9 protein-coding genes are annotated in these 19250 nt (G+C 47.4%); 6 read left to right on the top strand and 3 right to left on the bottom strand.

Annotation, left to right across the window (positions count from 1 at the left end):
- Positions 1-89 precede the first annotated feature (89 nt).
- Entirely contained in the window at positions 90-698 is a 609-nt protein-coding gene (locus ACOZB4_RS09290; protein ID WP_379404254.1) for a TetR/AcrR family transcriptional regulator, read from the top strand.
- Between the two features lie 108 nt (positions 699-806).
- Positions 807-1673 (top strand): YitT family protein, encoded by an 867-nt coding sequence (locus ACOZB4_RS09285; RefSeq protein ID WP_076321941.1) that lies wholly within the window; start codon positions 807-809, stop codon positions 1671-1673.
- A 199-nt stretch (positions 1674-1872) separates the two neighbouring features.
- On the opposite strand, the gene ACOZB4_RS09280 is transcribed toward ACOZB4_RS09285, so the two are convergent.
- On the bottom strand, positions 1873-2085 hold the full coding sequence (locus tag ACOZB4_RS09280) for a hypothetical protein (RefSeq protein ID WP_071220380.1): 213 nt from the start codon (positions 2083-2085) through the stop codon (positions 1873-1875).
- Positions 2086-2135: 50 nt separating this feature from the next.
- Positions 2136-2708, bottom strand: coding sequence for a thymidine kinase (locus ACOZB4_RS09275; protein WP_127593650.1), 573 nt, complete (start codon positions 2706-2708; stop codon positions 2136-2138).
- A gap of 486 nt (positions 2709-3194) precedes the next feature.
- Here ACOZB4_RS09275 and ACOZB4_RS09270 point away from each other — a divergent pair, with 486 nt between their 5' ends.
- The gene (locus tag ACOZB4_RS09270; protein WP_379404251.1) at positions 3195-4943 is read left to right on the top strand and encodes an RNA polymerase sigma factor; all 1749 of its coding nucleotides are present in this window, start codon (positions 3195-3197) and stop codon (positions 4941-4943) included.
- Positions 4944-5112: 169 nt separating this feature from the next.
- A complete protein-coding gene (locus tag ACOZB4_RS09265) occupies positions 5113-6015 on the top strand; it encodes an EamA family transporter (RefSeq protein ID WP_379404249.1) in 903 nt (300 codons plus the stop codon).
- A gap of 77 nt (positions 6016-6092) precedes the next feature.
- Here ACOZB4_RS09265 and loaP read toward each other — a convergent pair whose 3' ends face one another.
- The gene (gene loaP / locus ACOZB4_RS09260; RefSeq protein WP_076321935.1) at positions 6093-6668 is read right to left on the bottom strand and encodes an antiterminator LoaP; all 576 of its coding nucleotides are present in this window, start codon (positions 6666-6668) and stop codon (positions 6093-6095) included.
- A gap of 466 nt (positions 6669-7134) precedes the next feature.
- Here loaP and fabD point away from each other — a divergent pair, with 466 nt between their 5' ends.
- On the top strand, positions 7135-9516 hold the full coding sequence (gene fabD / locus ACOZB4_RS09255) for an ACP S-malonyltransferase (protein WP_379404247.1): 2382 nt from the start codon (positions 7135-7137) through the stop codon (positions 9514-9516).
- 20 nt (positions 9517-9536) lie between these two features.
- Positions 9537-19250, top strand: a complete 9714-nt coding sequence (locus tag ACOZB4_RS09250) for an SDR family NAD(P)-dependent oxidoreductase (protein ID WP_379404245.1) — start codon at positions 9537-9539, stop codon at positions 19248-19250.

Raw genomic sequence — 19250 nt, 5'->3', positions numbered from 1 at the left:
GGGTAGGCATTGTAGAAGCAAACCTAGGAAACTGAAATGTTGTTTATAGTACGTTGTTTTAAAAAAAACCGAAAGTGTATAATGGGATTATGCCGAAAATCGTAGATCATGATAAACAAAGACAACGGGTCGCTGAGGCTGCCCTGCGGGTGATTCAGAGGGGTGGACTCGAAAAAGCGACGGTGCGCAATATCGCAGAAGAGGCGGGATTATCCGTAGGTTCGCTGAGGCACTATTTTATCAGCCAGGCTGAGCTGTTGGTTTTCTGTATGAAGCTTATTATCGAACGGATTGAAGAACGTTTTTCTTCACTATCCTTAAACGGACCCGTGTTTGATGATGTAAAGCAAGTGTTGATGCAATTTCTGCCGATGGATGAGGATAGGACGATGGAAATGGAGGTGTGGATGTCGTTTGTTGCCAAAGCGCTAGTCTATCCCGAATTAAGAATAATGACTGATCATATGTACGATGGTTTAACCAAGGCGTGCCATTATGTGGTGGATACGCTGGTTGCCCATAAGCTGGCTAAACCGGAGTTGGATCTTGAATATGAGAAGGAGCGAATATACGCATTGGTGGATGGGTTAGCGATACACCATATCATGAGGCCGCAGCAGCTCGCCACAGAAAAGATCGAGAGGATTATCGATCAGCATCTGCGTTCTTTATGTCTGGATGACAAGGCAATGGCCTAAAAGACCCATGTCACTTTGCGTGTCAACATTGACATGTCATTCCTTTTTTTAATACAATGGTTCTTCGACAGGCACTTCGTGTGAAAAAAGATACAAAAGGAGAATGGCATGGTCAAAAAACACAAAAATCTGACAGTCGGCGAAATTCTGAAACGTTTCATCTTTATCACCATCGGTGCAATTCTGATGGCTGTGGCGCTTGAAATATTCCTGGTGCCCAACGAAATTATCGACGGTGGTATTACCGGTATTTCCATCGTATTATCATCGATTACGCCCATCAATCTGGGTGTGTTCCTATTTATTATCAACTTACCGTTTCTGTTCATCGGTTACAAGCAGATCGGTAAAACGTTCGCATTTTCCACATTATACGGGATTGTGGTATTGTCAGTGGCGACAACCTTCCTGCATCATGTAGACCCGTTTACGAACGAGAAAATTTTAGCGGTGCTGTTCGGTGGTTTGGTTCTCGGGCTGGGGGTAGGTCTTGTCATCCGTTATGGCGGAGCGCTCGACGGTACGGAGATCGTTGCTATCCTGCTGTCCAAAAAGCTGCGGATGCCGGTCGGACAAATCATCATGATTATCAACGTGTTTATTTTTATTACGGCAGGGTTTGTATTTGGTGCAGATTCGGCCATGTATTCGATCTTCTCATACTACATAGCGGCAAAAGTGATGGATATAGTGGTAGAGGGCTTGGACGAGTCCAAATCCGTTACGATTATATCCAATGAATACGAAGAAATTTCAAATGCTATCATGCAGCGTCTGGGCCGCAGCACGACCATGATCTATGCCAAGGGCGGGTATTCCAAAGAGGATACGCAGATGATTTATTGCGTCATCACCCGGCTGGAGATTGCGAAGCTGAAGACGGTTGTGCAGGAAATTGATAAGAACGCATTTATTTCGATTCAAAATGTCGCGGATGTGCTGGGTGGGAGCATGGCGAAGTCTGATATTCACTAGGGTACAAGCGACGCTCTTAGTGTAATAGGTTGATTAACGAACAGCGGTTTTTTGCAGATCGTTCTGCAGAAGGCCGCTGTTTTTTGTGGCCGCTATATGCGGCTCTCTCCCTGAGATAAAGAAGGATTGCCTGAGGCCCTGATAGATCTTCGTAGAAGAGGTCTATCATGAATCACTCAGGCAATCCATCTATCATTTCTCATTTCCGTACTTCAAAAAATTCGCATTCATCCCGCTTATGATAGCCGAGCGAGCTGACGCTGGATTGTGTAATGACGGTTTCGTCAGTGAAGCGGATGACGAGACTGCCGGAATCAATCAGATGATTATCCTTGAAGATGCGTATACGGATCTGCTGCTCCATCACTTCCTGAAAGTCTTGGTCGGTTAATAGCGGTCTGACTATCGGCATGGGTCATCCTACTCCTTACGTTTGAATGGTGGATTGCTTGTGAAAACGTCCTATGATAAAGGGGGATTGGTATGACATTTGCGACAAACAGGGAAGTAGGTATCATTCCCACCAATCAGGATCTGCTCGCCGGCATACACGGGCTTACCGTCAATGACGCGAAGGTTCATGATCGCTTTGCGCTCGCAGAACCAGCAGATCGTCTTCATTTCCTCGATTTTATCAGCGTAAATCAGCATCCAGCGGCTGCCTTCAAACAGCTCGTTCCGAAAATCATTCTTCAACCCGAAGCCCATGACAGGCACATTAAGCTCATCTACGATCCGTACGAGCTGCAGGATGCTGTCCTTGGACAGGAACTGGCATTCGTCAACCAGAACGCAGTATGGCTTAGGCTGATGATCCTTCACAATCCCGTAGATGTCGGTTGTATCGGATATAGGTATCGCTTCGCGGCGCAGGCCGATTCGTGAGGATACATATCCAACGGCATCCCGGTCATCGATAGCGGACGTAAAGAGGAGTACCGGTTTGTTCTGTTCTTCGTAGTTATGGGCGACTTTCAAAATCTCGATGGATTTACCACTGTTCATGGAGCCGTATTTGAAAAATAATTGAGCCATGCTTTCGTTCCCTTCCTATAAATGCAATGTTGCTTCTTCGCGTTTAGTTGTGCAAAATTCTTACAATATAAGATATGACATGCAGATTATATTGTCGCATTATTGGGCAGCTTTTGTCCATTGCCTGTAAGGACTATATTCTGGCATAATGACTTGGGCGTGGAATGAAAAAAAGGTTTGACAATTTACCAGCGGTTGGGGTTTGTTCCGTACCGAATACAGCGGAACGACGCTGCGGGAGCACCTGGGCCTAACACATCCTGAACCCGGGCATTTTCGCCGGGAAGTTCACCAAGCGGCCGCGGATGTAATCTAAGCGAGCCATGTTGTTAAAAAAACGTTTCGAGTGACCGAGGTTTAGGGGTCATCTTGGAACGTTTTTTATGTATTATAGAAGTCAGATCATATTTCTCAATTACTTTGTCAGAAAAAACGAACTTCTCTGGTCATATAAGTAGTCAACGATACGAAAGAGGGTTTGAGCAATTGGAAACGACAGCAGACAGCAGGGTCCAGTGGGATGAGATGGAGGATCAGGAGTTGGTGAAATATGCGCAGGCAGGGGAGCGGGAAGCATTCGGGGAGCTTGTTCGGCGTCATCGGTCCAAGGTTTATGGCTATGCCAGAGCTATAACCCGGGAGTCCTACCTGGCAGAGGACGTTGTACAGGATGCACTTATCCGTGCGTTCATGCATCTGGGGAAACTGGTCGATGCCCGGCGGTTCTTACCGTGGGTGCAGCGAATCGTCCGGAATCAGGCCTATACCCGCCTTAAGGGAAGCCCTGCGATGAAAGAGCAGACATTCACCGAGCTTGAAGGCAGGGGAAGAGCTGATGGTGCCGGGAGTTCAGATCAGTGGAACAATCTGGACAGTATTCTGGGCAGGCTCCGTCATTCTGCAACCGAAGCTGCCGCTGGATTTCACGTTCCGGAGGAACGGATCGTCCAGCAAGAGACGCTGCGCTTTTTAACGGACATCATTCAATGTCTGAAGCCACGCGAACGGCTTATTTTCGAATCCCATTTTTTCGATCAGCTGTCTCCGCAAGAAATTGCTAACTTGTTTCAGCTCTCTTCGGCCAATGTGTATCAGATTATTTCGAGATCACGGAAGAAAGTGATCCAAGAAAAAATCCGCGTCACCGTTGACTCTTATATTAAGATGAGAAGGGACTTGGGAATTATGAAAAAGAAGATTCTGCCTTATGAAGGACCGTTGAAAGAAATCAAAACTTGGACAACCGCTGCGGATGCCACGTATAAAATGCTTCAATTTACAGATCGGAAGTTATCCCTGCCGATGGTCATGGGGCTTACAGGTCATGCATTCCGGATCAACATCATCCCGGATGAAGTTCACATTGCAGGTCCAACGTCGTACTTTTTTGGTGAAGTATTATCTCGGGGCCTTCATAATATCGGGTTCCATTCCAAGTTTGTAGATGGCATGTCGGACGGCGTCGGCACCAATGCCAATCTGCTGGATCCAACCGCTTTGGAGAAGAGTGCCATGAGCAAGCGCAGTATTCATCAGGAGCTGCCAAGGGCCCTTGATCTGATTCATGCTTCACTAGACCGGGGATACCCTGTGCTGGCTTGGGATATATTCTTCCCGGAATTTGGTACACTGTATGGTTACGACGATGAAACGAGAACTCTCTATGGGGAAGTATGCGGCAGAGTGGATACGCTGCCCTACGAAAATCTCGGCAGAAGCGTGATGGAAGATCTATTTGTTCTGGCTATTGAGGGTTCCGTTGATTTAACGCTTCAGCAGCAGCTTCGACTTGCGCTTGAAACCGCCATCGAGCAATATGAGGGGAATGAAAGCGTGGTGCCGACGGCAGTGAAGGGGATTGCAGCATATGATGCTTGGGTTAAATCGCTGCAGGGGCGGAAGATAGAACCGAACGGTCATGCTTACAACATCGAGGTATTAAGAGATGCCCGGTATTACGCTGCTGAGTTCTTTAAGGAACTGATTGCAGCTTGGCCGGATGCGAATAAGGAAGGATCGGAGCTCACGCAGCAGTTTAAAGAAGCCAGCGTGTTATATACAGGAATGTGTGAGAAGTTCAGTGTCCTGCATCAGATGTTCCCATTCCCGGTAGGTGGAGAGCCTAATTCGGGGGAGCAAGCAACGAAGGCGATATCACTGGTAGAGGATATTAAAGCTCTGGAGATCGAAGCTGTTGCTAAATTGAGAGAGATCTTTGCAAAGTTGTCTTCATAAATAGTGGTTGGATACAAACTTACCCCATTTGGTATTTACAATGTTGAGGTTTTGTCTTAAGATAAGACCATAATTTCAATATCAAACAGAGTCAACCCCACTTTTTACTGTTTTCTGGATTCCAAAACAGTGAAAGTGGGGTTTTTTTGTTGTAGAGGGAGAGTTGGAATTGTTACATGTATTAAAAAATTCATTCTACGTATTTTTGGGAGCTTGCTGTTTTGGTATTCTGTCAACGGTGGTTAAACTTGCATACCAGGAAGGGTTCCTATTTCAGGAGGTTATGATCAGCCAATTCGGGACAGGCTGGCTCATTCTGCTGTTGTTAATGCTGTTTTTTGGACGTCAAAAGGTTACGGGCAAGCAATTCCTAAGGCTAGCTGGGGTTGGGTTATGTACATGTCTTACAGGCGTCACGTATTACCTTGCCCTTCAGAGCATTCCGGCATCGATTGCCGTCGTTCTTCTATTTCAATTCACCTGGATCGGCGTCATTATTGAAGCCATTGTAAAACGGCAATGGCCGGATAAATCCACCATCATCTCCGTTATCATCCTGTTTGCAGGAACGATTATGGCTGGGGGGATTTTGGGTGCAGGCGAGCTTCAATTGAATTGGAAAGGGACTTTATTGGGGCTGACTGCGGCCTTGATGATGGCTTTGTTTGTCTTCTTCAGCGGCCGGGTCGAGACGCAGATGTCACCGATTACCCGGAGCTTCTATACCTCAACGGGTGGTCTGATTCTGCTGACGATCCTGTTCACGCCGAAAGTGTACACGGAGATATCCCTGTTTGACAACGGGTTATGGCTGTTCGGCTTAATCCTAGGCGTATTCGGTGTTGTTTTGCCCGTACTGCTATTCGCACTGGGCGCACCCAAAATCAGCACAGGACTGGCAACCATCCTTGGGGCTGGAGAGCTGCCTGTTGCTGTTATCGCTTCGGTGCTGGTGCTGAGCGAGCAGGTGACTGCTCTGCAATGGATCGGGGTTATCGTGATCCTGCTGGGCATTGCGTATCCGCAGATGGCGGCGCAGAAGCGGGGCAGGGTGCCAGCGGTACAAAGATGAGATTCAGAAGAAGATAATAACGCTGAGGGGCTGCTTGCAGCTCCTTTTTTTGTGTGGGGAACAGGTCCATGTATCAATTATCTAATGATCTCAATTCCAAAATCGACCAGCTGTTCTCTTCCCATGATGTTCATGAGCACTTTAGCGCGCTTTTTATGCTTATCGACTTTTTTAATAAGACTTTCCATTCCTTTTAACGGACCCGATTTAACGATGACATTGGACTCTTGGAACGTGACTTGGGAATATTCGATAACTTCACTTTCACTGATTAGTTTGAGAACGATCAGCATTTCATCTGTGGGGATCTCTTTGAAAAAATAAGACTCGTCCGGTTTTTGAGATGAAAGGCGGAATTGCTGCGCATCCGGTGGGAGGAGCCCTTTATCCTTGTTATTGAGATAGTTTAGCGAGTTGTAAATGAAGGGATTCTCTTTTAATGTATAATATATGGAAAAATTCATTTTTGTCTCAACAAACACGTAGCCGGGGAAAAGTGTTTTTATCGCATGGTATTCCTGGCGGTCTTTCTTCTCCGGTACTTTCCTTCTAGGAATCACGCTGGTTAGCAAGCTATCATCGAATCTGGCATCAAGCCATTTTTTAATTGATGACTCATATCCGGTTTTAACAAATAAAGCATACCATGACATATATTGCTCCCTCACTTCCTTTTGATGAAGAAAATAATACCAAACAATTCATGAAATTAATGTCGAAACTCGGAATTCGAACAAAAAATAATCAACTAATCTTATAAGAGTAATAGTTTACAAAAAAATATTTATATAATAATATATTGGTAATGAATGACTTAATTTAACAACAACTTAAACTGACTTAATCGACGTTTCGGCGCGTTAAGCACATTTAAGGGTCATAATGATACGCGTATTTTCGTGTGAATGCTTACGAAGCCTCCAGTTAGCTGGGGGACCTCGTAGGCATTTTTATGTTCAATTTCAAACAGCTCAAACTAGATGGCTTGTGACTGATCAACGACAGCTGGTATAAGGCACATAAGGCGTGCTTTAAATTATGAGTTGAAACCATCAAACAGGGAATAAGCGGGGGTTAAAAGCACCAATAATTATCGATTTGGGAGGATGGTACAAGCATATGTTAGCCTATGTATTCCCCGGCCAAGGTGCCCAAAAAAAAGGAATGGGCGAGGAGCTTTTCGACGAGTTTAAAGAATTGACTGCACAAGCGGATGATATTCTAGGATATTCTATCAAACAATTATGCTTGGAAGATCCTGATTTTAATCTGAATAAGACACAATATACCCAACCGGCATTATATACCGTAAATGCTTTAAGCTATTTCAGCAAGATGCATTCGGGAAGAAGGGAAGAGTTTGTTGCCGGACACAGTCTGGGGGAATATAACGCCCTGCTGGCCGCCGGAGCCTTTGATTTTGCTACAGGTCTAAGGCTTGTGCAAAAGCGAGGGCAGTTAATGAGCCGGGCTGCGGGGGGCGGCATGGCCGCCGTCATCGGGCTAACCGAGGAACAAATAGCAGAGGTGCTGCAGGAACATAAGCTTGAAACCATCGATATTGCCAATCTGAACAGCCCTCATCAGATCGTAATCTCAGGAGCGAGGGAAGACATGGATCTCGCCAAACAGGTCTTTGAATCACTTAAGGATGTCATGATGTTTATCCCCCTGCGAACGAGCGGTGCCTTTCATTCTCGTCATATGGAAGAGGCAGGCAGAGAATATGAAGCTTTTCTCCAGAACTTCACGTTCCATGAATTGCGTATTCCGGTGATCTCCAATGTGTATGCCAGGCGATATCAGTCATCCTGTATCAAACGAAATCTGGTTCAACAAATGACTAGCTCCGTTAGATGGACGGAAAGTATTCGATACTTGATGGGGCTTGGTGTTATCCATTTTGAGGAGATCGGTCCGGGAAGGGTATTAACCGATTTAATAGGGAGAATCAAGAACGAGGCAGAACCTCTAATTGTCGATGAACCTGCTTTCGTTGATGAAGCCGTAATTGAAAACCTGCATGAGGAGCTGAACGAGTGCCATCTCGAGATGTCCCATAAATCTGAAACGATAGCTGTCGAACAACTTCAATCATCCGAAATTAAACCAAGTTCGCTGGGGAGCGCAGCTTTCAGGAGGGATTACAATCTTAAATACGCCTATATGACTGGCGCTATGTACCGGGGAATTGCTTCCAAAGAAATGGTTGTAAGAATGGGAAAGGCCGGAATGATGGGTTTTTTCGGAGCTGGAGGTTTAAAATTACCCCAAATTGTGGAGGCGATTCAATACATACAGCAAGAGCTTTCTGAAGGTCAGGCTTACGGCATGAACTTGGTGCACAATCCTACTGAGCCTGAAATCGAAGAGCAAACGGTGGACGTTTTCCTTCAGAGCGGCGTGAAGGTTATGGAAGCGGCTGCTTTCATGAATATCACTCCAGCTCTGGTCAAATTCCGAGCAAAAGGATTAACCCGCGATGCCGATGGAAGGGTGATTTCGATAAATAAATTGATTGCCAAGGTATCGCGGCCGGAAGTCGCCGAAGCGTTTCTTAGTCCAGCACCCGAGCGAATCGTTGCAAAACTGCGGGGAGAAAACAAGATTACGCCGGAAGAAGCTCTTATGCTCAGGGAAGTCCCTGTTGCCGATGATATTTGTGCCGAGGCAGATTCCGGTGGTCATACGGACGGTGCAGTGGCTTATGCATTAATGCCGGCCATGATTAAATTACGGGATGAGATCATGCAAAGGTATTCATACCCTACAAGAATTCGGATAGGTGCTGCAGGGGGGATTGGCACCCCGGATGCAATATCGGCGGCATTTACATTAGGTGCGGATTTCATTGTGACAGGTTCAATTAACCAATGCACTGTCGAGGCTGGAACTAGCGACGAAGTAAAGGACTTGCTCCAGCAAATGAATGTGCAGGATACGGAATACGCGCCTGCCGGGGATATGTTTGAGATGGGGGCTCGGGTGCAGGTGCTGAAGAAAGGACTTTTCTTCCCGGCACGATCCAATAAACTGTACGATTTGTACCGCCAGTACAATTCCATTGATGAAATTGACGACAAGACAAAGGCGCAAATCCAAGAAAAATATTTCAAGCGCAGCTTTGAGAGTGTGTACGAAACGGTCCGAACGCGCTACCCTCAAGTCGTCGAGAAGGCAGAACGAAATCCAAAATATAAAATGGCTTTGATCTTCAGGTGGTATTTCAGTTACAGCACGAGATTGGCTCTGCAAGGGGATCAGGAGAATAAAGTAGATTATCAAATTCATTGCGGGCCAGCCTTAGGCGCATTCAATCAATGGGTAAAGGGAACGAGGCTCGAGGATTGGCGGAACCGGCATGTAGATGAGATTGCCGAGAAACTGATGACGGAAACGGCTGCATTGTTGAACCGGAGATTTAACAGCTTTCGCATGTCTTCGGAGGAACCTGGTATGGCAGAATTTCAGGACATTCGAAGCGCTCAAGAGGTTTATTAAAAGTGAGGTGTACCATATAAATGAACAATGAAATCGCGATTATTGGTATAGCTTGCCGGTTTCCGGGAGCACAGAATTATGAAGAATTCTGGGACAATCTGAAAGAAGGTCGTTCAAGCATTCAGGAAATCCCCAAGGAGCGCTGGGATTGGAAGGAGTATTGGGGCGATCCGCAGGCTGACAACAAGAGCAACAGCAAGTGGGGCGGCTTTATACAAGATGCAGACGCTTTTGATCCGGGCTTTTTTGGACTTTCGGCAAGGGAAGTAGAAGCGACCGATCCCCAGCAGCGGATCATGCTGGAATTATCATGGTCCTGTTTGGAAGACGCCGGGATCCTTCCTTCCGAGATATCAGGGGACAAAATCGGCGTTTACATGGGAGTTTTTAATTTTGATTATAAAGGACTGCAGGAGCAGACGAACCAGATTATCGAAACCTATCATTCCATAGGAACGGCATCTGCCGTCATAGCGAACCGAATCTCCCATTTCTTTAACTTTAAAGGACCGAGTTTTCCGATAGACACAGCATGCTCAAGTTCCTTTAACGCCATTCATTCGGCGGCCCAGTCCATACTTCTCGGAGAGAGCAATATGGCTCTGGCTGGAGGGATCAGCCTTATTCTTACCCCCTCGCGTCATATCTCCTTTTCCAAAGCTGGGATGCTGTCCCCGACCGGCTCATGCAAAACGTTCGACGACAGTGCAGATGGGTATGTGCGCAGTGAAGGGGCCGGAGTCGTGTTGCTAAAACCCTTAGAACAAGCCCTTGAAGATGGGAACTCCATCTATGGCGTATTAAAGGGAACTGCCGTAAACCATAATGGCAGAACCCATACACTTACATATCCCAACCCTGAAGCCCAGGCAGATGTCATAGCTGAGGCCCATAAGAAAGCGGACATCCCCGTGGAAAGCATAAGTTATATTGAAGCTCATGGAACGGGAACTCCAAAGGGAGATCCGATGGAGTTTCAAGGACTGCTCAAAGCTTTTCAATTACGATCGAATCAGGATCAAATACTTTCCAAGAATTATTGCGGCCTGGGTTCGGTTAAAACAAATATCGGGCATTTGGAATCTGCCGCCGGAATTGCCGGACTGATCAAGGTTCTGATGTCCATGAAGCATAAACAGCTGCCTGGACTGCAAAATTTCAAAACATTGAATCATCGTATTTCAATTAAAGGAAGCCCATTCTACATGGTAGACAAGCTGCAGGAGTGGAAACTTCTGGAGGGAACGGATGGACAAAGCTTTCCGAGACGCGCAGGCATTAGTTCTTTCGGGTTCGGAGGAACGAATTCGCATATCGTCCTCGAAGAAGCACCCGCGGTGAAGAAAAAAACCGCCAAGAAGCTCCCCCACTATCTCATCTGTTTATCTGCTAAAACGGAAGAATCTTTGCGGCAGAGGGAGCTGGATCTAGCACGGTGGATCGATAGGAACGGATCTGGAATCAGCCTGACGGATGTAAGCGCAACTCTTTTGCTCCAGCGGGAGCATTTCGGAATTAGGTCCGCCTATGTGGTTAAGGATGTGCAGGAACTGCGGGAGAAATTAAAGCAGGTGCTCGAGAATAGTAAACCGGATGGATACTGTAAAGATCAAATTCCGTTAATCGGTAAGAAACAAGAACCGCTGCTTGAACATCTGGGTAAAGTGTTGGTAACAGAACTGTTGTCCCTCAAGAGGAGCGATGTACAGGAATACCGCAGCAAATTGAAGGCATTAGCAGAATTATACGTAAAAGGGCACGAGGTGGATTGGAAGGATTTATTTCCGAAGGGAAAGATACAGCATGTGCATTTGCCTACCTATCCTTTTGCGCGGGAGCGGTATTGGATCCCTGTGGAAGGCGCCTCGGATCATGCCGCTACAGCAGCAGTAGCGAGGACTGAATCCTCCTATGTTCATCCGCTGCTGCATCAGAATACATCCGATTTTTCAGAACAGCGCTACAGTTCTATCTTTACGGGAGAAGAGTTTTTCTTGAAGGACCACATTGTGAAAGGGCGCCATGTTCTACCTGGCGTCGCGTACCTTGAAATGGCACGGGAAGCGGTTGAAAAGGCATCTGGTTTATCAACTCGTGCTAATTCGCCGATTCGGCTTCGACATGTGGTTTGGGCCAAGCCGGTCATCGTTGGGAAACATCCGGTTCAAGTTCATATTACGCTTTTTCCAGGTGAAAACGGTGACGTTACCTACGAAGTTTACAGCCAAACAGAAAAGGGTCGCGGGGAATCTATTATACACAGTCAGGGCAATGCTCGGATAAACATAGATTTGGATGGCGAAACGACCAGCGTGAGTATCGATCGATTGAAAGGGCAATTAACGAGAGCAAACGATACGGTCAAGGATTTTTATGAGACTTTTCACCGCTCGGGAATCCATTATGGTCCAGCCCACCGAGGGATGGAAGAGGTATACAACGGAGGCGGCCGTGTACTGGTCAAGCTGTTGTTACCTTCTTTGATCGAGAGTACAGCAGCTCGATATATTCTGCATCCCAGCCTGTTGGATTCGGCTTTACAAGCCGCAATGATTCTGATGCTTGGTTCGGAGAAGCAAGGCACTTCCGACGGCAAAGGCTCATCACGGCTTTTTCTCCCGTTTGCACTTGAACAACTCGATGTCTTACAGAGATGCGCTTCAGTCATGTGGGCACATGTTCAATACAGTGATCAAGATGCCACTGGAGGACAGTCGAAGAAAGTTGATATTGACCTTTATGATGAACAAGGAACCTTATGCGTGAGGATGAGGGAATTATCCTGGAGAGAACAAAGTGAAGAGGAGACCTTATTCCAATCACGGACCGATTCGGACACGCTCATGATGCACCCCATTTGGAAAGAACAGGTTATTTCCAGGGATATGACTTACACGAACGATCAAGACTATTGTATCGTGCTATGCGAAATGGACGATGCGATGAAGAAGCGCATGGAAACCGATGTTGAAGGGGCTCGCATTCTGTCCTTCCAATCCAACCGGAACGGGATGAAGGAGCGGTTTCAAGACTACTCGGTAAAGTTGTTATATGAACTTCAAAGCATTCTTAAAGTCGGAACGAGGACGAAAGCGTTTATTCAAGTCGTATTCTCCAGGCAAGGACACCAACAGCTAATGTCCGGTTTGGCGGGGCTTCTTAAGACGGCCAGACTGGAGAATCCCAACCTTGGGGTCCAGATGATTGAGGTTGATTCGGAAGAAACACCAGAGGAGCTTGTATCCAAGCTGAAAAACAATCTTCACACCCGGGATTTCCATATTCGGTATGAGGCAGGGAAGCGATTGGTCAAAGGCTGGAATGCGTTTGAAGCTTTGCAGGCAGAAGATAGCAATCCGTGGAAAGACACAGGGACGTACTTGATCACGGGTGGGATGGGCGGTCTCGGTTTCATCTTTGCCAATGAGATTGCCAAACGCACGAAGGGTTCGACGTTGATTCTAACCGGCCGTTCTGCGCTCAGCAACGAAATGGCGACTCAACTGGAGGCAATAAGAATACGCGGGGCACGAGTGGAATACAGGCGGGCCGATGTGACCAATAGCAAGGAAGCAGATGACTTAATCCAGCGTGTTACAACTGAGTTTGGTGGTCTCAATGGAATCATACATAGTGCCGGAGTGATTAAAGACAGTCTTATTCTTAATAAAACTGTAGAAGACCTGCAGGCCGTATTGGCACCGAAAGTGAAAGGTATCGTAAATTTGGATCAGGCGAGCAAGGATTTGAAGCTTGATCTATTTGTTGTTTTTTCATCGGTATTCGGAGTCGTGGGCAACCCGGGGCAGGCTGACTATTGCTCGGCCAATGCCTTTATGGATGCTTATGTCACGTACCGAAACGAGCTTGTGCGTTCGAAGGAGCGAAGCGGTCACACCTTGTCCATGAATTGGCCTTTATGGAAAGACGGCGGGATGCACGTCGATGAGAAGACCGAACAGATGATGATGCAGCAGTTAGGCATGGCGGCTATCGATACAGGCTCGGCAGTTCTTGCTTTCTATCAAGCATGGGCTTCCCGTAAAGACCAGGTTCTGGTCATGGCAGGTGATTTGGAGCATTTTTATACACAACTCACAGAAAAACAGACTGTGGAACCTAAGCAAATCGAGCCGATTCAAGCGGTAGGACATGAAGATAATGAATCCCTCCCGGATATGAGCGAGGACGATTTTACGGAAAGAGCAATTCGTTTCGTGAAAAAGCAGATTTCAACCGTCTTGAAGCTGCCCGTACAGCGAATTGAAACGGATGCCCCCATGGAGCATTACGGCATTGATTCCATCATGACCACCCAATTGACGAACGAATTGGAGAAGACGTTTGGCTCGCTGTCCAAAACGTTGTTTTTCGAATACCAGAATATCCGGGAATTGACCGGGTATTTCATCAAATCATACCGTGATAAGTTGGTGAGCGTGCTGGGAGAGGGCCTGTCTGCAGAACCTCTAATTCAGCACGCTGCACCTTCTGTTCCAACGAAATGGCCGGATGTACCTCATCCTGCAAGTCTTAGACGTTCACGGTTTGTGCAGCCAACTATTAAGCAACAGGATGAACATGCAACCAAGGCGATGGATATTGCCATAATCGGGATGTCCGGGCGTTATCCTGGTGCCGAGAATGTTCGGCAGTTCTGGGAGGTGTTGAAGAATGGCAAGGATTGCATTACGGAAATACCGAACGATCGCTGGGATTACAATCTGTATTATGACGAGGATCGCAACAAACCAGGAACAGCCAACAGTAAATGGGGAGGATTTATCACAGGGGTCGATCGATTTGATCCCTTGTTTTTTAATATATCCCCTCGGGAAGCGGAGATGATGGATCCGCAAGAACGCCTGTTTCTGCAATGTGTTTATGAAACCCTTGAAGATGCGGGATATACCCGGGAAGCTCTGGGCTTATACAGCGATTATGGCTTGGAAGGTAGCGTGGGCGTCTATGTCGGTGCCATGTATCAGGAGTATCAGCTCTACGGTGCCCAGGAGCAAGCAAAGGGGAATCCTCTTGCGCTTCCCGGACTGCCGGCATCCATTGCCAATCGCGTGTCTTACTTCTTCAACTTCCATGGCCCAAGCATGACCATAGATACGATGTGTTCTTCATCCTTGACGGCCATTCATCTGGCTTGTCAAAGCTTGCTGAGCGGAGAATGCAAGGTATCGATCGCGGGCGGGGTGAATGTTTCGATTCATCCCAATAAATATCTGTATCTGTCACAGGGGAAGTTTATCTCCGGCAGAGGAAGATGTGAGAGCTTTGGTGAGGGAGGAGAAGGATACGTGCCTGGTGAGGGAGTGGGGGCGGTTCTTCTTAAACCGCTGTCCAAAGCCATTGCGGATCGGGACCAGATTTATGGAATTATTAAGGCTACTGCTATTAATCACGGGGGGAAAACCAACGGATACACGGTACCGAATCCCAAAGCCCAATCCAGCGTAATTGGACGAGCTTTCAAGAAGGCGGGGATTGAGCCGCGCACGATCAGTTATATGGAGGCGCACGGAACGGGAACCTCGCTTGGGGATCCGATTGAAATAACAGGATTACACAACATTTTTCAGGAATACACGGGGGATAAGCAGTTTTGTGCGCTCGGTTCTGCAAAATCGAATATTGGACATTGTGAGAGTGCGGCTGGAATCGCAGGCTTGACCAAAGTTCTGCTTCAGCTTAAATACAAGCAGCTGGTGCCTTCATTGCATTCGCGGGTTTTGAACCCCAACATCGACTTTAGCCAGACTCCATTTGTTGTGCAGCAAGAGCTTGCGGAGTGGAAAAGACCTGTCCTCGAGTTGAATGGAGTAATGAAGGAGTACCCAAGAATTGCAGGAATATCGTCCTTTGGTGCGGGAGGGTCCAATGCCCACCTCGTCATTGAGGAGTATATCCCCGGAGTCGAGGAGTCTTCACCAATCATCATGGAAGGTCTCAATCCGGTCATCATTGTGCTATCAGGCAAAAGCGAAGAACAGCTGAGGTTACAGGCGCAGCGTCTTCTCGCGGATATCAGCGACCAACCGCATGAAGACTCCAGCCTTATTGACATGGCTTACACTCTACAAGTAGGACGGGAAGCCATGGAGGAACGATTGGCTGTGATTGTATCTACGATGAAAGAGCTGACCGATAAACTGGGGGAATATATCGAAGGCCGCGATCATGTGGACGGTATCTATTATGGTCAGGTAAGACGGAACAAAGAAGCGTTATCTGTATTTACAAGAGACGAAGAACTGCAGGAAGCCATTGCTAAATGGATTCAGCGTAGAAAATATGACAAGCTCGCGAGTCTCTGGGTTAAAGGACTGGATGTGGAGTGGAACCGGCTTTACGGGGATATGAAGCCACGCCGAATCAGCTTGCCCACCTATCCGTTTTCCGAAGACCGCTACTGGGTTCCCGGACCGAGTAACGTTCAGACGTTGAGCAATCCGGAGTCAAAGCGAGAACTGGTCGTCCCTAATCGGCAAATAAGTCCTGTTGAGCGAAAAGTGAGCTATTTGAATAAAAGGTGGGAACTTGCTGCCGTAGATGATTCAGTTGACCGAAACAAGTCCGCAACGCAAACCATTGCGATATTGACTACGCAGGAAACGATGGAATTAGCTATTCATGTATCCAGGTATTTCGAGAAATGCCGGATCATTGATATTCAGGATATGATACGCGAATTTCATCAGACTGAACAGGATTGGAAGCAATATGGCGGCTGTATCGACGTTGTGGGTTGCGGCTTGAATACAACGGGGCTGACCGGATGGATTCCCTGGCTCCAGAAATGGATCGAGCATGCTGACGCAGACGACCTGACACTTCTTGGGGTAACGAAATGCCTGGAGTCTTTCCGGAATGCTGAAGTTAACTTGTCAGGTGCTGAACGAGCCGGACTGTACAGAATGCTGCAGAGTGAATATAGCCGCCTGAACTCGCGTCATGTAGATGTGGATGCTGAGTCGGATGTTCAATTCATTGCTGAACAGATCGTTAACGAATATGCTGCCGAGAGTCGGGACACGGAAATCTGTTACCGGAGCGGTAAGCGATATCGAGCTACGCTGGAAGAATTGCAGGAGATACATCCAGGTCAAGAAACGTTCGCTTTCCCCGAGGGCCATGTGCTTTGGATTACAGGAGGAACAAGGGGGATCGGTTACCTATGCGCCAGGCATTTTGTACAGAAATATGGCGTTAAGAAGCTGGTCCTGACCGGTCGGGAGGTTTTGCCTTCACGTGAAGAATGGAGTCTCTTTAAGGGACAAAAAACGCCGGTAGCACAAAAAATTCAGGCGATTCAGGCGTTGGAAGAACTTCAAGCAGACGTGAAAATCTTGTCGGTCTCATTATCGGATGAGCAAGCTGTTCGGCAGAGCATGGAGTCGGTCAAAAGGACAATGGGGCCCATCGGAGGCGTTATTCATTGTGCGGGGCGGATTGACACCCATAATCCAGCGTTTATTAGAAAATCCGTTGAAGGAATCGAGCAGGTCTTCGAACCGAAAGTGTCAGGCCTTCGTGTACTCTGCGAGTGCTTCCGAAATGAATCTTTATCGTTCTTTCTGCTCTTCTCTTCGGTTTCGTCCACGATTCCTGCTTTAGCTTCCGGACAGAGTGATTATGGAATGGCGAATGCCTATATGGATTATTTTGCGGAGAAAGCGAAACATACAGTGCCCATTACCAGCATCCAATGGCCGAGTTGGAAGGAGGCGGGAATGGGCGAAGTGAGAAGCAGGGCTTACGAGCAGACGGGTTTGCTAAGCATAACCAATGAAGAGGGCTTACAGCTGTTGGATCAGATTCTTTCAAACAGAATACAATCAGTGGTGTTGCCGGCTGTGGTCAATCCTGAATTATGGGATCCCGGCATGCTTATGCAGATTGCCGAGAAGGGGAGCCTGCAAGGCAGGATGAGGCAAAGCGGGCAAAAGCCGGAATCCAATTCGAACAGGAGTCCCAGCTTGTTGAATCAGACGCAAGCATGGCTTACGGAGCTGCTGGCCGAAGAATTGAAAATTCCTGTTTCGAAATTGGAGCCCGATACAGCTTTCCAAGATTATGGAGTAGATTCAATCATGATTGCTCAATTGCTTCGCCGAATCAATCAGCTGGCCGGGTTAGATTTGGAGCCTACCCTGCTATTCGAATATCCAACCATAGAATCATTGGCCGGTTGGATGGTCAATGCTCATTCTGCTGCGGTATCGCAGATGCTGGAGACTGCGGATATTGGTGAATCCATGTCTGATGTAAAGGCATCATCACCTCAGGCACCGATGGCTTTGTTAGAAAGCGGAGCATCAAGGAAAGGACTTCCAGGCAAACCTGCCACGGGTATAGCGGTGGTAGGATTGTCATGCCGATTCCCTGGTGCCGGTTCACTTGAGGACTATTGGAGGATTTTGTCCGAAGGGATATCGGCCATTCGGCAGGTTCCGTATGAACGGTGGGGGCACTCCACCTCATATTACGCTGGAATGCTTGAGGAAATTTCAAGCTTTGATCCGTCCTTTTTCCTGATCCCGCAAGAAGATGCCAGAGTCATGGATCCGCAGGCACTGTTGGTGCTGGAAGAAAGTCTGAAGCTGATATGTCATGCTGGATATTCGTGGCAAGAATTAAAGGGCAAGCCGATGGGAGTCTATATTGGAGCCCGAACGCAGCATCAACCGGAGGAATCCTACTTATACCAAGCGCGTAATCCTATTGTGGCGATTGGGCAGAACTATTTGTCTGCCAATATTTCACATTTCCTTGACCTTCGTGGTCCAAGCGTTGTAGTGGATACAGCATGCTCTTCGGCGCTGGTAGCGATGAACATGGCGGTACAAGCTCTGCGAGCAGGCGATATCGATTCGGCGATTGTCGGAGGCGCGAGTCTGCTAACCACTGACCGTGCACACAAAATTTTTGAACAACGCGGGATCTTAAGTCCGGTACAGGACTTCCATATGTTTGACAAACGGGCTGAAGGTATCGTGCTGGGAGAAGGCGCAGGTATGGTTCTGTTAAAAACGGTGGAGCAAGCCATTGCCGATGGCGATCGGATCTATGCAGTCATTAAGGGCTTGGCGGTTAATAACGACGGGCGAACGGCAGGACCGTCAACTCCGAATATTCAAGCGCAAAGGGATGTATTACAGACTGCCTTGCGGAAGAGTGGAAGGCATCCCGAGGAGATCAGTTATATTGAAACGAATGGTTCGGGTACCACGGTGACCGATTTGCTGGAGCTTAAAGCGATTCAGTCGATTTATCGGGAATCGAGCACGGTTCCACTGGGGCTGGGATCGATGAAACCTAATATCGGACATCCACTTTGTGCAGAAGGCATTGCCAGTTTTATTAAAGTGGTGTTGATGCTGCATAACGGGCAATTCGTTCCTTTTTTATCAGGCGGAGAAGCGATGGTTCACTATGATATGGAATCATCTCCGTTCTATTTTAGTAGAGAAAAAACCGAGTGGGCGCATACATCCAGAGTGGCGGCAATTAACTGTTTTGCGGACGGAGGAACCAACGCTCATGTGATCCTGGAGGATGGCGCAGGGGTGCCTCTTCAACGTGTTAGAAGGCTGCCTTTATCGGTTCCGGAATTAAATAGGCGGCAGTTATGGGAGACTCAATCTCATTCCAAAACCTTATCAAGCGGCAGAAAAACAGCAGCAAACGTTCCACAGGGCATTTTTTGGGAAAATTTCGACTAG

The organism is Paenibacillus sp. NPDC058898, assembly GCF_049316025.1.
Classification (GTDB): Bacteria; Bacillota; Bacilli; order Paenibacillales; family Paenibacillaceae; genus Paenibacillus_AQ.
The sequence above is the reverse complement of the archived record's forward strand: the minus strand, read 5'-3'. Positions and strand labels throughout refer to the sequence as shown.

Coding starts and splice junctions, on each gene's coding strand:
- ACOZB4_RS09285 (WP_076321941.1), top strand. CDS start 807: ATGGTCAAAAAACACAAAAATCTGACAGTCGGCGAAATTCTGAAACGT.
- ACOZB4_RS09290 (WP_379404254.1), top strand. CDS start 90: ATGCCGAAAATCGTAGATCATGATAAACAAAGACAACGGGTCGCTGAG.
- ACOZB4_RS09250 (WP_379404245.1), top strand. CDS start 9,537: ATGAACAATGAAATCGCGATTATTGGTATAGCTTGCCGGTTTCCGGGA.
- loaP (WP_076321935.1), bottom strand. CDS start 6,668: ATGTCATGGTATGCTTTATTTGTTAAAACCGGATATGAGTCATCAATT.
- ACOZB4_RS09280 (WP_071220380.1), bottom strand. CDS start 2,085: ATGCCGATAGTCAGACCGCTATTAACCGACCAAGACTTTCAGGAAGTG.
- ACOZB4_RS09275 (WP_127593650.1), bottom strand. CDS start 2,708: ATGGCTCAATTATTTTTCAAATACGGCTCCATGAACAGTGGTAAATCC.
- fabD (WP_379404247.1), top strand. CDS start 7,135: ATGTTAGCCTATGTATTCCCCGGCCAAGGTGCCCAAAAAAAAGGAATG.